Genomic DNA, 19,672 nt, shown 5'->3' on the forward strand with positions numbered 1-19,672 from the left:
GGGTTAGGGTGGGGTAAAAAAATATTTGATACATCAATCATAACTTTTCAAACATCCTCTTAAACAGGAATTTATTAACCAAAATTTTTACGCACCTTCAAAGGGCTAGTCCTAATATTGATTTCTTTAATTACGAATTACGAATTGAAACAAGATGTCAGATTTTATTTTAAATAAACTTTTTAGCCTAAAAGATCAGGTAGCAGTAGTCACAGGCGGTTCTGGTGTACTTGGTGGAGCTATGGCAAAAGGTTTAGCCCTTGCTGGAGCGCGAGTAGTCGTTCTAGGCCGCAATGAAACACGGGCGAGTGCAGTAGTAGCTGATATTACTGCTAACGGTGGAGAAAGTATGGCTGTACTGGCAGATATTAGCGATCGCTCCCAATTAGAAATCGCTAGGGAAGCTATTATACAGCGTTGGGATCAGATAGATATCTTGGTCAACTCGGCTGGCGGTAATATTCCAGCTGCCACAATTACCCCTGATGCCACTATTTTTGATATGCCACATACAGCTTTTGAAGAAGTAGTTAGCCTCAACTTACTCGGTACTCTATTGCCTAGCCAAGTTTTTGGTCAAGCAATGGTCGAAAGAAATCAGCCATCTGGTTGTATTGTCAATATTTCTTCTATGTCTGCCATTCGGGTGATTAGTCGAGTGGTTGGCTACTCAGCCGCTAAAGCCGGGATAGATAATTTTACTCGTTGGCTAGCCGTCGAACTTGCCCAAAAGTATGGGGATGGAATGCGAGTAAATGCGATCGCGCCAGGTTTCTTTATTGGGGAACAAAATCGAGATTTACTCCTAAATACAGATGGCAGTTTGAGCGAGCGTGGGCAGAAAATCATAGAGCATACCCCCGCCGGACGTTTCGGAAAACCGGATGAATTACTCAGTACCTTGATTTGGTTATGCGGTTCTGGTTCTAGTTTTGTGAATGGGGTAGTTATACCAGTAGACGGTGGGTTCAGTATCTACAGTGGAGTTTAATCATGTATTCACTAGCTGTAAATAACGGAACACTTTCCGACGAGCAAATTTCTGGGCTAGTTCATCACGCTTTGGCAGATCGTCAATTAGATGGACAGCGTATTTTAGTATTAATTCCAGATGGCACTCGGACTGCTCCCATCCCTCAAATATTTCGATTGCTGCATCAGGAGTTGGGTAAAAGAGTTCCGGCTCTAGATTTTTTGATCGCTCTGGGTACACATAATCCGATGAGTGAAGAACAGATTAATCACCTAGTGGGGGTGACACCAAAAGAGCGAGAGACAACCTTTAAAGAAGTTCGCATATTTAACCACCTGTGGAATGAGCCAGATACATTTATTTGCTGTGGAGTAATTTCGGCAGATGAGATAGCAGAAATTAGCCGGGGAATGCTACATCAGTCCGTTGAAGTCAGGGTTAACAAGCTTGTAACACAGTACGATCTAATAATGATTTGCGGCCCTGTGTTTCCCCACGAAGTTGTCGGTTTTTCTGGTGGAAATAAATATTTTTTTCCTGGCATTGGTGGTCAGGAAGTAATTGATATATCCCACTGGTTAGGTGCTTTGATCACCAGTTACGAAATCATTGGTACATCGGGAATAACACCAGTTCGGCGCTTAATTAACCGAGCCGCTAACCTAATTTCTACACCGAAACTTTGCTTGGCGATGGTGGTTGCACCCAAAACAAATCAGCTAGCAGGACTTTATATAGATAAACCAGAGCCAGCTTGGGAAGCCGCCGCAAAATTATCCGCCAAACTGCATATTACTTATGTAAATCAGCCTTTTAAACAAGTGCTTTCAGTAATGCCCGAAATGTATGATGACATTTGGACAGCCGCGAAAGGAATGTACAAGCTAGAGCCAGTAGTGGCTGACGGAGGTGAGGTAATTATATATGCCCCTCACATTACTGAGTTTAGCTACACACACGGTGAAATTCTGTCTCAAATTGGCTATCATGTACGGGATTATTTCCTCAAACAGTGGGATAAATTTCAAGTCTATCCCGGAGGAGTGCTGGCTCATAGTACTCACTTAAAAGGTATGGGTACATTCGATCCTATAGAAGGGGAACAAGCGCGGATTCGCGTCACTTTAGCCACTGGTATTTCTGCTGAACGGTGTGCTGCTCATAACTTAAACTATCGCGATCCAGCTACCATTAGACCTACGGAATGGGCTAACCGTGAGGATGAAGGTATCTTACTTGTGCCGAAAGCTGGCGAAATATTATACCGTTTAATATAAGCGTGAGAATTTGGGAAGTTATTGAATGGCATGAGCGATCGCTCATTCCCAATCAAAGTTGATCGGTTCAGGCGATCGCCCTCATAGCCATTAATTAATATATATAGATAGAAGGCTTACTTCTCAGTTCAACTAATTATTCTTCAGTTGAGTTTACAGCTGATAAGAAGCCGTCAAAGCCACTGCCAAAGCATCCGCAGCATCATCTGGTTTCGGAATCTCATCTAAATCTAACTCCCGTGCTACCGCCTCTTGCACCTCTAACTTATCTGCATTGCCATATCCCGTTAAAGCTTGCTTAATTTGAGCCGGAGTAAACTCTACATAAGGAAGACGACGCTGGCCCAACACCAAAATTAATACACCCCGCGCCTGTGCAACCAAAATTGTATTTGACATCCGATAGAAGAATAGTTTCTCGATCGCAACCAAATCTGGTTGAAATTCCTCCATCACGGTGTGTAAATCATCAAACAAGGTACATAGCCTCAGTCCCATTTCTACACCTGCTGACGTTTTAATTACCCCGAAATCCAGCATATTTACTGTAGTTTCTGGCAACTTGTTGGCAATTTGTGTGCAGGTAATTACCCCAAACCCTAAAGTTGCCAGTCCTGGATCTAATCCTAAAATTCGTTTTTCCATTAAATTCACTTTTACCAAGCCAGGGTATTGTTTAACTAGGAATACTGGCAATCTTGACCACTTGCTCTTAGTCTAATGGGATTGACAAATATAATAGTTTCACGCCTAGGGTTTTAAACCAAGTGGTGTACATTTTCTGTTAATTATTGTTTGTAGCACTGCTCCAAATTAGGTATGTCAATTGGTTTTCTCAGACAAGCCCTCAACGCCCTGCAAAAGCAGTCGCGTTCTCGAACTTCCTATCGGGTTAATCAGTGGTTCAAATGGTTATCCCCTGGACTATCGGTAAAACGTTGGTTGTTGATCAGTATTGGGGGTGTACTGCTGGCGAGTTTGGGGTTAGCTATCTGGATTAAGCTGACCCCAATTTTTTGGATGTTTGAGTTGTTTAGGGGTTTCCTAGGAGTAATTACCAACATTTTACCCAACTATGTTAGTGGGCCTTTGGTGCTGCTTGGCGGCTTGCTGTTAGTGCTTTGGGGGCAAACTCGTACTGTTGGCTCAATTACTAAAGTACTAAGGGCAGAAGGCGGAGAAGAACTCATCGATGTCTTGCTAGCACATCATCGACTGTACCGAGGCCCAAGAATAGTGGTAATTGGTGGTGGTACGGGGCTTTCTACATTGTTGAGGGGATTAAAAACCTACAGCGCTAATATTACTGCTATTGTCACTGTTGCCGATGATGGTGGATCTTCTGGGCGGTTGCGTCAAGAATTTGGAGTGTTACCACCGGGGGATATTCGTAATTGTTTGGCTGCACTAGCAGATGAAGAAAAGTTATTAACAGAATTGTTTCAATACCGTTTTCGAGCTGGAGATGGGTTAACGGGTCACAGTTTTGGCAATTTGTTTTTAACGGCAATGAGTGATATTACTGGAGATTTAGAACAAGCGGTTGCAGCCAGTTCTAAGGTGCTAGCGGTACGGGGACAAGTACTACCGGCAACTCTCAGTGATGTTCGCCTCTGGGCAGAATTAACCGATGGTCGCCGCATTGAGGGGGAGTCTAGCATTCCCAAAGCTGGCGGTAAAATTGTCAAAATTGGCTGTATTCCAGCTAATCCGCCGGCAGTGCCAGCAGCGATTAAGGCAATTAAAGAAGCTGATTACATCATTATTGGGCCAGGTAGTCTTTATACAAGTCTCATTCCTAATTTATTAGTACCAGAAATTGCCGATGCGATCGCTCAATCAGATGCCCCCCGTATTTATATCTGCAATATCATGACTCAGCCGGGAGAAACTGAAGGCTACACTGTTGCAGATCACATTAGAGCAATTGATGCTGCTTGTGGAGAAAGACGGCTATTTGATGCTGTGCTAATCCACAAAAAATCCCCATCAGAGCAATCACTTATCCGTTACGCCGAACAAAACTCCCATCCCGTTTTCCTAGATAGAGAAGCCGTAACTCAGCTAGGGCGAAGGATTGTTGCAGCTAATGTTTTATATGAAGATGAAACGGGTTTTGTCCGTCACAATCCGCAGAAACTAGCACAAGTATTGTTGCGGTGGTACGGTAGAGGTCATTATGGAAAAAGGAGAAGTATCACGTCTTGACTCGGTTATGAAAATTTTTCTTGCAGATACAGAGGCGACGCTACACTTAGGTATTACTCTCGGCCAATCCCTAACTGCGGGCAGTGTAATTTTACTTGAAGGTGATTTAGGCGCTGGCAAAACTACCCTAGTTCAAGGTATTGGTAAGGGTTTGGGAATCACTGAATCTATTGTCAGTCCCACTTTCACCCTGATTAATGAGTACACAGAAGGACGACTCTCCCTTTACCATCTAGATTTATATCGCTTAGAACCACAAGAAGTTGCAGCCCTAAATTTAGAAAGTTATTGGGAAGGTATTGAGGTCATACCAGGAATTGTGGCAGTTGAATGGGCGGAACGATTGCCCTACAAACCAGATAGTTATCTAAGTGTGAGTTTGACTTATGGGGATGGGGGTACTCGTCAAGTCGAACTTATACCATTCAATTGTGCCCTTAGTGAAGCCATTGCTGCTATCTAAGCTCATATCCCGACCGAAGTACAAGAGATTTCACTTTTTTAGATCGCAACACTAAAAAATTTTTGCTAATAGTTGAGGGAGAACTTCACACTCCTTCTATCTGCCACTACCACGCTCACCACTGTAAATCACTAACATTGTTATCTCAATCCAAAATAAGTGAAAAATTTTTGTAACAGCAGCTTTATTGCTGCAATAATCAGTTTTTTAACTGATTTAGATAGTGTATGAATTAAGAAAAGGTAAACTGTTATTGGGTTAAATGAGAGTTTTTGCAGCACCTAGTCAGCTTGATTTAACCTGATTGTTTCTCTACTCTCATTAAGAGAACAAATCTGGCTTATTTAGCAGTCAAAGCTAGTACAAAAAAGTTAAACAACATCAAGCTATCTAGAAGTTATCTAACTTTTCCTTATACTCAATATACCCGAATTAAAGTCACAATATATACACAATAATACTGATTTATCTAATAGTTAAAAAAATAATTTAAGTAATTGTAAATACCAATAAATTGTTATATTGACATCTGTAATTAGCACTGTTAGCAGCTTTAAATAAAACATCTCGTATTTTTACATAACTATCGTATAAATACGAGACGTTTTACCTTATGTTAGTTGACATTAATATATCTACGTGGATGCACTAGTTTTCTCTAATGAAAGAAGCGATCGCTTTTTTTATCGGTAAGCCAGAGTCATCCCTGGTATAGTACGTAAGACCTTGATCGATGAATGCCGAGGTAGTATCTATTAACTGCTGAATAATCTCTGGACTAGTATTATCTATTTCTTGAGTAACTTTTTTGCCTGTAAAGCGGTTTTTTCGCTCTTCTGGAGGTAATACAATACGAGGATCTTTATAAGTTTCTTTTGGCTTGGGTTTAAATGTCTCATTTAATTCAAACTGAAGACGCAAGTAACGTTTAGACTCGTATCCACCCATAATTTGCCGGCAAATTGTGCTATCAATCTCAGATGTAGGTTCCATAAAGATATTAGTCAGATTTTGTACCCAGTCTAAGCCTTTCCATTGACTTATTTGCTTATATTGATATGGTTCACCAGTTTGACCTGTGCCAATAGAAAGGATAGAAATATCTTCCAATCGCAGATTATTTAGTTTATATTTTTGCTTTATTTCTGGAGATACTGAAGACTGACTTATCCTCATAACTAAACTCAAAGCTGCGAGACAGGGATTGTTAGCAGAAACTCCTCCATCAATGTGTGGAAATTCCCAATCGCCAAACTTTTCTTTATCTACAGGTTCTAATTTATATGGCGGAAAAAAAGTAGGTGCAGAGGCAGAAGCGGTACATATCTCCCATAAATAACAGTCGTCGTACCATCTGTCTCCTAGATCGGGATGACAGTTTGTAAAAAAAGTTGTATTGCGATATAGCGTATCGTAAGCCAGAATCAAGATAATAGGTTTTTCAACATCTTTTATTCTTGTGTATTTATAAGCATCTTTGAGGACACTAATAATTCCATCATGAGAATATTTAGATGTTGAAAATACATCAAGAATTGATTTGAGCGTGGACGGCAAATTTTTATAGAGTTCTTTTTTATTGGGCGGAAAGATATCTTTACCTTTCTCTATATACAGTTGAATAAGTTCATCACTTGTCTTTCCTACAGCAATGCCCCCTGTCAATATTGAACCAGTAGAAGTACCAGCAATAAGGTCAAAGTATTCGTGTAAAAAGTTCCCTTTACCCTGATTTCTAATTTCTTGTTCTACTTGTTTAAGCATTCTGGCTGCAACAACTCCCCGAATACCACCACCATCTAAAGCTAAAATTTTGAAGGACATAGCAATTCTCCTTGATTATTTCTGAAAGGTTAAGGTGTTCAGATCCCCGACTTCTTAAAGAAGTCGGGGATCTCGCAACCCATCAAAACTAATGACATGAACTACTAGTGGTCTATCGCATTAAATTTGAGGGATAAGATAACGAACCGCAAAGGACACAAAGAGCGCAAAGGAAGGAGGAAAGAAGAGAAATTGAAATTTGATTCACCTATCAGAATTAATGCGATAGACCACTATAAGTCTGGGGCTATACAAACTTTCGTCTGCCTGCGCGGACTCTATAAAACCCGCCTGCGCGGGTTTAGTCTGTATAGCCGCGATTTCCAATCGCCCGGTGTTTCTTCTAAAAGTGGATGCTCCCCTTATAAAGAAATTCAGAGTTTCATGTTGCAATTTCTGATACAGCAGCAAGTCAATACCCTTTGGATAAAAGGGTAAAGGAGGAAAAACAAAGATTTTCGTCTTTTAGCTTTTACCAAACCGCATTGGTCTAGTCTTAACTGTGGATAGATGAAAATCTTGCCTGTTCAAGTATGGCTTCGATGTATAATTATCTGTCTACTACGTAAGCTTAAATAAATATTTGCTACAAGAAAGTTAAAGCTTGACCCCGGACTTGGGTATTTACTTGGCCTTTCTCATAAACTATCTCACCGCCGACAATGGTAGTTGTAGCCCAGCCAGTGAGGTTCCAGCCTTCAAATGGACTCCAATGGCATTTGGTTAAAAGTTCCTCACGCCGGACTGGACGGTATGTATTTAAATCTACAAGCACTAAATCGGCATCATAACCAGGTGCGATCGCTCCCTTATTGGGAATACCATAAGCCACAGCTACATTCTTAGACATCCAGTTGACAACTTGGGAAACAGTACACTTTCCCTCTATCGCCGCAGTTAACATCAAAGCCAGGGAAGTTTCCACCCCAGGCATTCCTGAAGGAGTATTGGGGTATTCTTGAGCTTTTTCTTCTAAGGTGTGGGGTGCGTGATCTGTAGCGATGAAATCAATCACGCCATCGCGTAAAGCTTGCCAGAGAACTTCGTTATCGTGGGGCGATCGCAAAGGTGGATTCATCTGTGCTAAAGTACCAATCTTTTCATAAGCACTGGTGTTCAACACCAAATGCTGTGGCGTTACCTCTGCTGTCACCCAGCTAGGTTTTTCCTGACGCAGCAAATCTGCTTCTTCGGCTGTTGACAGATGGAGAATATGCAAACGACGGTGATATTTTTGAGAAAGTTTTAATGCCAGTTGGGTTGCCAACAAAGCCGCTTGATTATCTTGAATTTGCGAGTGAACGGCTGGATCGTGAATGTTGGCAAATTCTTGGCGACGTTGGTTGATTCTAGCTTGGTCTTCGGCATGAACGGCAATCAAGCGATCGCCTTTAGCAAATATCGTCTCTAATGCTGTTTCACCATCAACTAGCAACTGACCGTGCATCGACCCCATGAAAATCTTAATTCCCGGTGTGGGTTTGGCCAAAAGCAAGTCTGGAAGATTCTCTGCTGTTGCCCCAATAAAAAAGCCATAATTAACCAAGGACTTTTGTGAGGCCCGTTCTAGCTTGTCGTCTAAAGCTTGCTGTGTCGTTGTTAGAGGGCGTGTATTAGGCATTTCTAAAAATGAAGTGACTCCACCTTTAGCGCAGGCACAACTAGCGGTGAATAAATCTTCCTTGTGTTCTAAGCCAGGTTCCCGGAAATGTACCTGCGGATCAATCACTCCCGGCAACAAAGTTAACCCTTCTGCGTCAATTTCAGTGACTACTGCTGTTTGGGAGATTTCTGGGGCAACTTCGACTATTTGGCGATCGCGGGTCAACACATCCCCAATCATCATTTCACCATTGGGTAGGACTATGCGAGCGCGACGAATCAGTAAAATTTGTGGAGATGACATAAGGCTAACTTTTTTAGGCAGGGAGCTATATATTACAGATAACTATGCTTTTAGGTTAAACTTAGTCGCGCTCTGAATGTTAACTTTTTTGCTGACCGTTAAAAAAAAGTTTATTTTTAATCTATGAAGAACCCCATTTATCAATAATCTAAAATTGGTAGTCAAGATGCGAACATACACCAGGAAATTAAAATTTTCCCGTTAAAATTAACAGATAAAGTCTCACTAGGCGAGTTAATTACCTACATCTTTCCTTCAGTTAAGTAATTTCATGCAAAATCAAGTGTCTGATAACAACTCTAGTCAACAACCCGATAATTCCTGGATCGCAGAGCTAGGTAGAACAATTGTATTGAGTATTGTTCTAGCTCTGGGAATTCGTACCTTTGTTGCTGAAGCACGCTGGATTCCTTCTGGGTCAATGGAACCCACTCTGCATGGTACGCCAAACCAGTGGGAAGCAGACAAAATCATTGTCGATAAGTTGAAATATAAATTTGCTGACCCGCAACGTGGAGATATCATAGTATTTTCACCCACGAAAGAGTTACAAAAAGAACAATATCAGGATGCTTTTATTAAAAGGGTAATTGGCTTACCCGGAGAACAAATACAACTCAGAGATGGCAAGGTCTATATTAACAACAAACCCCTTCCAGAAACTAATTATCTCGCTCGTGGTCAAAGTACAATTATTAATGTTTGCCAATCAGGGCCACAGCCACCTTTTTTAGAAAAACCCCAGACCATACCAGATGATTCCTACTTAGTATTAGGTGACAATCGTAACAATAGTTATGATGGACGCTGTTGGGGTGTTGTCCCTCGCCAGAATATTATTGGCCGGGCTGTAGTTCGCTTTTGGCCTCTAAATCATGTTGGAGGAATAGATAAAGTACCACCATATTCACAAACAAGTCCATAACAGATAATTTAGCTTGATGCTTTTGCTCAAGAAGAATTTAGGACTATTACATTCTTTGCTTGAGCAATCAGCTAGCTTCCAGAAGAAGGTAAAAGAAAATATGATATGCCCAATATCAGCCGTAAGACCATTGTTGAGGGTACTGTAATAATAGTCTTCTGGACTATTGGTATATATATCCTTATTTTTACCGAAGCACGCTGAATTCCTTCTGGTGCTATGGAACCCACTCTGCATGGTACGCCAAACCAGTGGGAGGCAAACAAAATCATTGTCGATAAGTTGAAATATAAATTTGCTGACCCGCAGCGTGGAGATATCGTAGTATTTTCACCTACTGGAGAGCTACAAAAAGAACAATATTACGATGCTTTTATTAAAAGGGTAATTGGCTTACCTGGAGAACAAGTGCAACTCAGAGATGGCAAGGTTTATATTAACAACAAACTCTTGCCAGAAGGTAATTATCTCAGTTCTGGCAAAAGCACAGTTATTGATGTTTGCCAATCAGGGCCACAGCCACCTTTTTTGGAAAAATCCCAGACTATACCAGATGATTCATACTTAGTATTAGGTGATAATCGTAACAATAGTTACGATGGGCGCTGTTGGGGTGTTGTCCCTCGCCAGAATACTATTGGACGAGCTGTAGTTCGTTTTTGGCCTCTAAATGATGTTGGAGGAATAGATAAAGTACCACCATATCCCCAAACAACTCCATAACAGATAATTAGCTTGATGCTCTTAAGCTGACGCGCATCTAAATTTGATAATTTAGCGCCTAAACCCATTTGCTGCCTTAGATTGCCCTGTAAAACTAGATGACGAACAGCTTACTTAATAAAAATTTAGAGTAAACCTCATCTTTGTTGAAACCAAGAGTTTTTTAAAAGATATATTTATGTAGGTTGGGTGGAGTGAAACGCAACCCAACATTACCACCAAATTTTATGTTGGGTTACGCTAACGCTGCACCCAACCTACAAAACTACGGTTCTCAAGGTAAACGAGGTTTATTACATTATTAGTAAGGTGGATAAGTCATAAAAGAATTTTAGATTTTAGATTAGGGAGTGCTAAATCACTAATCTAAAATCTAAAATCTAAAATCTAAAATTACTATGATGCCTTACCTAGCCAAGATTTTACTGTATCCAGTTAAATCACTGGATGGTGTTGAAGTTGAAAAGGTTGGAGTTCTTGCCAGTGGCGCACTACAGCATGACCGCGAGTTTGCCATCTTTGATGAGCGGGATAAATTTGTCAACGGCAAGCGTCATGTTAAAATCCATTTACTAAGGGCGCAATTTGCACTTTTGAATAGAACTATTTCACTACAGATCCCAGGCGGCTACTCACAACAAGTTTTTCATCTGGATGAGGAACGGCAAGCCCTAGAAGCAACTTTGAGTAATTATTTTGAGTTTGCTGTTAGATTAAGGCAAAACTCTCTAATGGGCTTTCCTGACGATACGCACTCGCCAGGCCCAACGGTAATAAGTACAGCAACGTTGACAGAAGTAGCTTCTTGGTTTCCCGGTTTAAGTGTAGATGAAATACGCCGTCGGATACGTGCCAATATCGAGATTGATGGTGTACCAGCATTTTGGGAAGATCGGTTATTTAGCGAACAAGGTGATTTAGTCTCCTTTCGAGTGGGGAATGTGGATTTTTTTGGGGTTAATCCATGCCAGCGTTGTATAGTTCCAACACGCGATTCTTACTCAGGGGAAGCTTACCCAAGCTTTCAAAAAATCTTTGCAACCCAGAGGCAAGCAACTCTGCCTAATTGGGTTGCTTCATCGCCTTTTAATCACTTTTACAGATTGAGTGTTAATACCCAATTGCCTATATCCTCAGCCGGAAAAATTTTGCAAATAGGTGATAAAGTTGACATACTTCTATAATAAAATTAATATTTCTTTACAACAAAAAACACTAAGTAAACTTTCTTGGATTTTTTTTGTTATTACTATGTATTTGCATGAAAATTTTAAAATTGTTGTAGTTAGATATAGGTTTTTGTGCAAGTCCAGAGGTTTCGAGACTGGAAAATCAAGACCTCAGCAATTAGAAATTAAATTTAGGATGAGGTGCTAATGGCAACCTGAATTTTAGAATGGCATACTGTAGCTTATCGGTTAAATTTCAGTTTTTCTGAGCAAATGTACTGATACATTACCAGATAAAACTGAGCGAATTAAGCCGTAATGTTTACAAATCGGCTATGCCTAAGCAAAACTTGAAAATTGGAGGTTGGAGAAACTTAACTAGTCAGACAAGTATCCAAACAAAATTTTTAATGGTTTTTTTATACTCAATTTTCTCAGAAATGTCATGATCAAAGTGATGACACACCGTAATTTTTTTGGTATTAAATGTAGCTGGCATAGCAAAAATGCCCCAAATATATGCTGGGGAAAAATTAAACAACAATGTTATCCAAACTTCAGTCCGTCAAATCTCTTAATTGCTTAGTTGGCAAAGTTTACGCCAGGATGCCCCTAAAGTATGTTCTGATTGTCCCCTTTATATTGCAAATTTGCGGGGCGGTGGGGCTTGTGGGCTATCTTTCATATCAAAACGGACAAAAAGCGGTAAGAGAGCTTGCTAGCCAATTAGAAAATGAAATCTGCGATCGCATTGAACAGCATCTTAATAACTATTTAACAACTCCGAAGCAAATAAATCAAATTAACTTAGATGCGGTTGAGCTAGGTATGCTCAACCTTTCTGATTTTAAAACTACCGGAAATTATTTTTGGAAACAAATGCAGGTTTTCAATGTTGGCTACAACAGCTTTGCCAACCCCAAAGGGGAATTTATCGGTATTGAACGTTTAGATGATGGCAAGCTGTTGATTAATGAAGTTAGTCAAAAGTATGGTATTGGGAAACTTTATATTTATGATTCAGACTTGAAGGGAAATCGTCGCCAGCTTCAGCAAGTTAAAGATTACGATCCTCGGACAGAAGCGTGGTATTCAGATGCAGTCAAGGCAGGCAAACCCGTTTGGAGTCAAATCTATCAATGGGAAGATAAACCAGAAGTTTTATCTATATCTTCCAGCTATCCTGTTTACGATAAGACCCGCAAGCTTGTTGGGGTGATTAGTGTTGATTTAATTTTGTCACAAATCAGCAACTTTTTAACCAAATTAAACACCGACCAATCGGGTAAAGCCTTTATTTTAGAGCGTTCTGGGTTAATAGTGGCTTCTTCTACCGAACCACCATATAGCATCATTAATGGTCAAATAAAACGTCGATCGGCATTAGAAAGTCGAAATTCTTTAATTAGGCTTACAACCCAATCTTTGATCAAACGCTTTGGTAGTCTTGGGTTTGTTGTGGGGAAGCAACAGCTAACTTTTAGCGCCGATGGAATGCGTTATTTTGTCCAAGTCAAAAGTTGGAAGGATGAACTGGGTTTAGATTGGCTAATCGTGGCGGTGATTCCTGAAGGCGAATTTATGGAGCAAATTAATGAGAACACCCGCATCACCATTTTGCTGTGCATAGTTGCTTTTTTAGTGGCTACAAGAATCGGGATTTTAACTGCTCGTTGGGTAATTAAGCCGATTTTACAATTAAACACATCAGCTAAGAAAATTGCTCAAGGTGAATGGGAGCAAACACCAGAAATTCAGAGATCCGATGAGTTGGGGGAACTAGCCAAGTCATTTGAAACTATGGCAAAGCAGCTGCAAGCATCCTTCAGTGTTTTGGAGGCAAAGAATGCTCAGATGCAAGTTTTAAATGAAGCTTTATCTGAAAGTCAGAGTCGGCTAACTAAATTTTTAGAAGCTATGCCAGTAGGTGTATTTATTATAGATGCTGAAGGTGAACCTTATTACACAAATCATATTGGGCAGCAAATTCTTGGTCAAGGAGCGATCGCAGAAGTTAGCAGCGAACAATTGTCAGAGGTATATCAAGCTTACCTTGCCGGCACAGATCAACTTTATCCCAGTGATCGCCTACCAATTTTGAGAGCATTGCTTGGGGAAAGTACCAGGATTGATGATATGGAAGTTCGCCATTTTGACAAGATTATTCCCGTTGAAGTTTTGGGCAAGCCCATCTATGATGAATCGGGAAATTTGGCTTTTGCGATGGCTACCTTTTTTGATATCACCCAACGCAAACAAGCAGAAAACTTATTAGCAGAATATAATCGCACCTTAGAAGCTCAAGTCAAAAAACGTACTGAAGAGTTCCAGCAAGTGATTGAGCAACTGCAAACCACCCAAGAAGAACTGATTCAATCGCAAAAAATCGCCGCCCAAGAACAGCAAGCAGCCATTCGGGAAGCAGCACGAAGCGCCGCCGCCAACCTCGCCAAAAGCGAATTCCTGGCGAACATGAGCCACGAACTGCGTACCCCACTCAACGCCATTCTTGGTTTCACCCAAGTCATGAGCCGAGATTATTCGCTATCTAGCGAACATCAAGAAAACTTGGCAATTATTAATCGTGCTGGCGAACATCTACTTAACTTAATTAACGACATTCTAGAAATGTCTAAAATCGAAGCTGGGAGGATCACATTAAATCGCAGTAGCTTTGACTTAATTCATCTATTGAATAACTTAGAAGAGATGCTGTATTTGCGTGCTGCATCTAAGAGCTTACAAATAGTATTTGAGTATGCACACGACATTCCTCAGTACATAGAAACCGATGAAAATAAATTATTTCAAGTTTTGCTCAACCTCTTGGGGAATGCCATCAAATTTACTGATATTGGCAGAGTAACTCTACGGCTGAGATGGGAGCAGGAAGAGGAAAATCTTTCTTGTAACCCTCGCCTCTTCTTCGAGGTACAAGACACTGGTTGCGGTATTACTCCACAAGAAATTGGCTTGCTGTTTGAGGCTTTTGAGCAAACCGAAATCGGTAGAAAATCTCAACAGGGAACAGGGCTAGGTTTAGCAATTAGCCGTAAATACGTACAACTGATGGGGGGAGATATTACAGTCAGCAGTACTCCTGGTATGGGTAGTACATTTGCCTTTGATATTCAAATTGCTTTAGCTTGTCCTAGAGAAATGCCGATAACCCAAATTAAATCTCAAATTCTATCTTTAGCGCCGAGTGAAAAAGCATACCGCATCTTAGTAGTTGATGATGCTAAAGAAAGCCGTCTACTGCTAGTTAAAATTCTGACATCTCTGGGCTTTGAAGTCAGGGAAGCTACAAATGGTCTAGAAGCAGTTAGTAATTGGGAATCTTGGCAACCAAACTTGATTTTTATGGATATGCGAATGCCGATCATGGACGGCTACGAAGCTACAAGAATAATTAAAGGTAAACAAGTAGGGCATGGGACAGCCAATAGATTGCGGAGGTTCCCAAAATTTAAACAACTGACATCATCGGGGAGCCAATATCTTAACGGAGGGTTAACCGATTCAGGTGAGCGTGAAATTCTCAAAACTATATACAAAGCCTATCCCACACCAGAAGTAGCTAGTGTCACAGAACACAATCGTGATGCTTCTGATGGGGCCATTTTGCGATCGCCAAAAGCCTTAGCTGCCTGTTTCGACTTCCTGGAGACAGAGCAGAGTTGTTTGAATAAACACACAATCGTTATTGCCCTAACTGCTAGCGCCTTTGAGGAAGAACGCCAGAAGATTTTATCTATTGGCTGCGATGATTTTATTCGCAAGCCATTCACACAGGAAGTATTATTGGAAAAACTGAGCCAACATCTGGGTGTAAAGTATACCAATCAAATAGAAAACCTAAATACAGCAGTTGCCGAGCAAGCTACACAGATATTTGTTAGTTTTGCTGAACTCCTGAGTCATTTATCACAAATGTCACCTGAGTGGCTGCAAAAGATTCACTATGCCGCAGCCAGCTGTAGCGATGAATTGATTTTAGAGTTAATCAAGCAAATTCCCTCAGATAATGTTCAGGTATCGCAAGTTCTTAGGGATTTAGCAAATAACTACCAGTTTGAGAAAATTATGGAATTGACTAGAACAAACGTAGAATGAATCACGAGCATTTAGACCCTAATAAAAAAGATATTTTGATCGTTGACGATATGGCGGATAACCTCCGGGTTTTATCCTCAATATTGACAAGGGAAGGGTATAACGTTCGTAAAGCCTTGAACTGGCAAATGGCACTGACAGCAACTCAAACAGTATTGCCGGATCTGATTTTGCTCGATATTATGATGCCAGAAGTAGATGGCTATGAAATTTGTCAGGCATTTAAAGCTTGGGAGCTAACAGCCGATATTCCGGTAATTTTTATTAGCGCTTTAGATGATGTTTTTGACAAAGTTAAAGCCTTTAAGGTAGGCGGTGTAGACTACATCACTAAACCTTTTGAGTTTCAAGAAGTTTTAGTACGCGTGAAAAATCAACTGGCATTGAGGTCAGCGCGATTAGAAATATTGAAACTAAATGTAGAATTGGAACATCGGGTAACACAGCGAACTGAGGAGCTAGAAAAAGCTCTCCAAAAACTTCAAAAAGAAATCAATTCTCGCCAGAAGTTGCAAAGTAAACTATTAGATATAGCGCTGCATGATTCGCTGACAGGATTACCAAACCGAGTGTTGTTTATGAGGCGACTAGATAATGCTCTCAATCGAGCAAAGCAAGAATCTAGTTATCAGTTTGCAGTACTTTTTTTAGACTGCGATCGCTTCAAAGTTGTCAATGATTCCCTTGGCCATTTGGTAGGGGATGAATTGCTGATTTCTATCGCTCGTCGCCTGCAAGCTTGTCTCATACCTATTGATACTCTAGCCCGATTGGGTGGTGATGAATTTGGAATTCTCTTAGAAAATATTACGGATATCAATATCGCAATCCAAGTTGCCGATAGGATTCTAAAACAGCTCTCACTTGCTTTTAAACTATCAAGATATGAAGTCTTTATGAATGCCAGTATTGGCATTAGTTGGGGCAATAAAGATTACGATCGTCCAGAGTATTTGCTGCGGGATGCTGATACGGCAATGTATCGGGCTAAGGCTCAAGGAAGAGCCAAATATCATGTTTTTAATCCAGCGATGCATCAGGAAGCTATTCAGCTTTTAGAGTTAGAAAATGACCTACGAAGGGCTGTTGAAAGGCAAGAATTCCTCGTCTATTATCAGCCAATTGTTTCTCTAATTACAGGTAGAATTTCTGGATTTGAAGCCTTGGTGCGCTGGCAACATCCAATTCGGGGTCTAGTTCCTCCTACAGAATTTATTCCTGTAGCAGAAGAAACAGGTTTGATTAATGCCATCAATACTTGGGTATTACAGTCAGCTTGTCATCAACTAAGCATCTGGCAACATCAGCCAGTGACACCAGAACCTCTAACTATTAGTGTCAATTTGAGTGCTAGGTTATTTTTACAACCCAATTTTGTCGAACAAATTGACAGAATTATTTATGAAACTAAAATAAATCCTACATATTTAGAATTAGAAATAACAGAAAGTGTAATTATGGAAAACACTAATGCAATTAAGATAATTTTTCAACAACTAAAACAACGAAATATAAAGTTGATTATGGATGACTTTGGTACAGGATATTCCTCTTTAAGTTACCTGCACAGCTTTCCTTTAAATGCCCTCAAAATTGATAAATCTTTTGTCAAACGTATGCAGGATAATAAAGAAAATATGGGGTTAGTACCAGCAATGATTGGCATTGCCAACTCAATGGGCATGAGTGCGATCGCTGAAGGTGTTGAAACAGAAGAACAGTTAGCCCAGTTGAGAAGTCTAAATTGTAATTTTGCTCAAGGATTTCTGTTTTCTGAACCCATTGAACAACAATTGGTTGTTAAGTTGCTTGCCGCATCACCCCAATGGTAACTATCCACTAAGTACTTGGAAAAAATTTCATTGTTGGCGTTTGGCTAGATTATCTATGTCGGCTATCTAGATAAGCTGCTATAAGCAGGCTATCAGGTTCGCCAAGCTCATAATTGGCCAATAGCTTTGGTAGTTTATAAAACTCTCTAGCCTCTGTGGGAGTTAAACTATAAATATAAGTATTTTGGTGAAATTGAGCAAAAAAATCAGGGTAATTTTAAATAAGCATTTACTATCCTCAATCATTACAAGCATAGCTTTTGATACATAATGCATTTCAATCAAACTAACCATCATAAAAAAAATATTTTGGTGGTCGATGATACCCCAGATAATTTGAGGCTTTTATCGGCAATGTTGACTGCACAAGGTTTTGAAGTTCGCAAAGCTTTAAACGGAAAAATGGCACTAACTGCATGTCAAATGGTTTTGCCGGATGTGATTTTGCTGGATATCAATATGCCAGGGATGGATGGCTATGAAGTTTGTCAACAACTGAAGGCTGACGATAAAACTTGTGAAGTCCCAGTAATTTTTATCAGCGCCCTGGATGATGTTGTGGATAAAGTAAAAGCTTTTGATGTTGGTGGTGTAGATTATATTGCCAAACCTTTTCATGGAGCAGAGGTTGTGTTGCGAATTGAAAATCAGATTAATTTACGTTTGCTCCAAGTTAGGCTGCAAGAAAAAAACTTTTTATTGCAAGAAGCTCTTGACAACTTAAAATCTGCTCAAGTTCAACAGATTCAGAACGAAAAGATGGTGGCGCTGGGGCAGCTAGTGGCTGGGCTGGCTCATGAAATTAATAATCCGATCAGTTTTATTTATGGTAATCTCCAATATGCTGGTCAATATGTGCAAGACCTAGTAAATCTAATTGAAGTTTATCAACAAGAATATCCTAAACCCACGCCAAAAATTCAGCAAATATCCCAAGATGTAGACCTAAATTTTGTGATTAACGATCTACAAAACCTCATAGGTGCAATGTATAGAGGCTCCGATCGCATTCGGGAAATTGTCGTGGCGCTACAACACTTTTCTCGGCATGATGAAGCAGAGATGAAGCGGGTAAATATCCATGAAGACATCGAAAACACTTTGGTGATGTTACAACATCGACTCAGAGAAGCAACAGACCGTCCCGCAATTATTGTAGTGAAAGATTATGGTAACTTGCCCCTAGTTACTTGCTATGCGAGTGAACTAAACCAAGTATTTATGCATTTATTGAATAATGCTATTGATGCCATAGAAGAGGGAATGGAGAAGGTGGTACCCCCCCTGGGGATCAGGAGTAATGGGGAGTCGGGAGTGGGGAATCAATCTTTTACCCAAATGCCATTTGACGGGAGTCGCTCTAATTGGGGAGACACACCAGTTCCTACACTTGGAGAAACCTCAAACCCGCAGTGGCTCTTTACTACTCCCCAAATTAGGATTCACACAGAGATGACAGACTTAAATACGATCAAAATTGCGATCGCAGATAGTGGCCCTGGTATAGAAGAGTCGGTGCGATCGCGTTTATTTGACCCATTTTTTACCACAAAACCCGTGGGCAAAGGTAGTGGGCTAGGATTATCTATTAGCTATCAGATCATCGTCCAAAAACACCGAGGAAATATTACCTGCACTTCTTCTGTTGGACAAGGAGCAGAGTTTGCGATCGAAATTCCCATTGAACAACCTGAGCATTAGCTAACAGCAAACTCGGTCAATGAAGAGGATAACCCGAATTTCTCACTCATAGGGTGTGGAAGGTGTGAGAGGTGTGGAAATTTAGTCAAGTAACCAATCATCTGGATGGGTAATCATCTTGACTAACCCACTAAAAACTTGATTGTAAGGAGCATAGAGTTCTCTTCCTTGTTCGACCGTAAGATATTGACATTTCACAGCAAACTTTAACCAAACTTGAGTTTCTGCTGCCTCCGCTTCACAATCATTGACTTTAGCGACAAAAGCGGCTTTATATTGCCGTTTTCTCCAGGCCTCTGCCATATTTGCACAGACAGAGCGAGATTGTGAAGCGGTAGCGAGTCTTCGAGCGTCGGAGCGACGAATTTGGTCAGTTAATGAATATTTTTCTTCAACTGGGAACTTTTTAGAATATTCAAAAATTTGCATTGCTGTTTCAAATGCTAATTGATAAATGGCTAAATCCTCATGAGTTCTAAAATACTTCTTCCCTTTTTCTTCCATCTTCTTTAATTTCGACCGTTCCATTCTTCATCTCCCCACCCTGCCCATACC

13 protein-coding genes and 1 pseudogene are annotated in these 19,672 nt (G+C 40.4%); 10 read left to right on the top strand and 4 right to left on the bottom strand.

All coding sequences use genetic code 11. The features are described 5' to 3' along the window. Window positions 1-154 precede the first annotated feature (154 nt). Window positions 155-991, top strand: a complete 837-nt coding sequence (locus GNF10_RS25320; RefSeq protein WP_185585657.1) for an SDR family oxidoreductase — start codon at window positions 155-157, stop codon at window positions 989-991. Window positions 992-993: 2 nt separating this feature from the next. Beyond that, a complete protein-coding gene (locus GNF10_RS25325; protein WP_185585658.1) occupies window positions 994-2,250 on the top strand; it encodes a lactate racemase domain-containing protein in 1,257 nt (418 codons plus the stop codon). A 153-nt stretch (window positions 2,251-2,403) separates the two neighbouring features. Here GNF10_RS25325 and ruvC read toward each other — a convergent pair whose 3' ends face one another. Beyond that, a complete protein-coding gene (gene ruvC / locus GNF10_RS25330) occupies window positions 2,404-2,895 on the bottom strand; it encodes a crossover junction endodeoxyribonuclease RuvC (RefSeq protein ID WP_185585659.1) in 492 nt (163 codons plus the stop codon). A 174-nt stretch (window positions 2,896-3,069) separates the two neighbouring features. Between ruvC and yvcK the strand changes: the two genes are divergently transcribed. Both yvcK and tsaE read left to right on the top strand, forming a co-directional pair. After that, window positions 3,070-4,458, top strand: a complete 1,389-nt coding sequence (gene yvcK, locus GNF10_RS25335) for a gluconeogenesis factor YvcK family protein (RefSeq protein WP_185585660.1) — start codon at window positions 3,070-3,072, stop codon at window positions 4,456-4,458. A gap of 7 nt (window positions 4,459-4,465) precedes the next feature. Continuing rightward, window positions 4,466-4,921 (top strand): tRNA (adenosine(37)-N6)-threonylcarbamoyltransferase complex ATPase subunit type 1 TsaE, encoded by a 456-nt coding sequence (tsaE, locus tag GNF10_RS25340; protein WP_185585661.1) that lies wholly within the window; start codon window positions 4,466-4,468, stop codon window positions 4,919-4,921. Between the two features lie 648 nt (window positions 4,922-5,569). Here tsaE and GNF10_RS25345 read toward each other — a convergent pair. Both GNF10_RS25345 and GNF10_RS25350 read right to left on the bottom strand, forming a co-directional pair. Continuing rightward, on the bottom strand, window positions 5,570-6,745 hold the full coding sequence (locus GNF10_RS25345) for a patatin-like phospholipase family protein (RefSeq protein ID WP_185583581.1): 1,176 nt from the start codon (window positions 6,743-6,745) through the stop codon (window positions 5,570-5,572). A gap of 586 nt (window positions 6,746-7,331) precedes the next feature. Then, window positions 7,332-8,651, bottom strand: coding sequence for a dihydroorotase (locus GNF10_RS25350; RefSeq protein WP_185583578.1), 1,320 nt, complete (start codon window positions 8,649-8,651; stop codon window positions 7,332-7,334). Between the two features lie 271 nt (window positions 8,652-8,922). On the opposite strand from GNF10_RS25350, the gene lepB (GNF10_RS25355) reads away from it, so the two are divergent. The 6 genes and pseudogenes from lepB (GNF10_RS25355) (at window position 8,923) to GNF10_RS25380 (ending at window position 19,117) form a co-directional block, all read left to right on the top strand. After that, a complete protein-coding gene (gene lepB / locus GNF10_RS25355) occupies window positions 8,923-9,576 on the top strand; it encodes a signal peptidase I (protein WP_185583576.1) in 654 nt (217 codons plus the stop codon). A gap of 105 nt (window positions 9,577-9,681) precedes the next feature. Continuing rightward, window positions 9,682-10,299 (top strand): annotated as a pseudogene (gene lepB, locus GNF10_RS25360) (signal peptidase I). 401 nt (window positions 10,300-10,700) lie between these two features. Next, window positions 10,701-11,483, top strand: coding sequence for an MOSC domain-containing protein (locus GNF10_RS25365; RefSeq protein ID WP_185583583.1), 783 nt, complete (start codon window positions 10,701-10,703; stop codon window positions 11,481-11,483). 528 nt (window positions 11,484-12,011) lie between these two features. Next, on the top strand, window positions 12,012-15,584 hold the full coding sequence (locus tag GNF10_RS25370) for an ATP-binding protein (protein ID WP_185581151.1): 3,573 nt from the start codon (window positions 12,012-12,014) through the stop codon (window positions 15,582-15,584). Continuing rightward, on the top strand, window positions 15,581-17,416 hold the full coding sequence (locus GNF10_RS25375) for a GGDEF domain-containing response regulator (RefSeq protein ID WP_185592653.1): 1,836 nt from the start codon (window positions 15,581-15,583) through the stop codon (window positions 17,414-17,416). Before GNF10_RS25370 ends, GNF10_RS25375 begins: the two co-directional genes overlap by 4 nt. 270 nt (window positions 17,417-17,686) lie before the next feature. Then, entirely contained in the window at window positions 17,687-19,117 is a 1,431-nt protein-coding gene (locus GNF10_RS25380) for a response regulator (RefSeq protein WP_185581845.1), read from the top strand. An 81-nt stretch (window positions 19,118-19,198) separates the two neighbouring features. Here the strand turns inward: GNF10_RS25380 and GNF10_RS25385 are convergent, their stop codons facing one another. Then, complete coding sequence (locus tag GNF10_RS25385) at window positions 19,199-19,645, bottom strand: four helix bundle protein (protein WP_185581844.1); 447 nt, start codon at window positions 19,643-19,645, stop codon at window positions 19,199-19,201. Window positions 19,646-19,672 lie beyond the last annotated feature (27 nt).

Source organism: Nostoc sp. UCD121 (assembly GCF_014222285.1).
Classification (GTDB): domain Bacteria; phylum Cyanobacteriota; class Cyanobacteriia; order Cyanobacteriales; family Nostocaceae; genus Nostoc.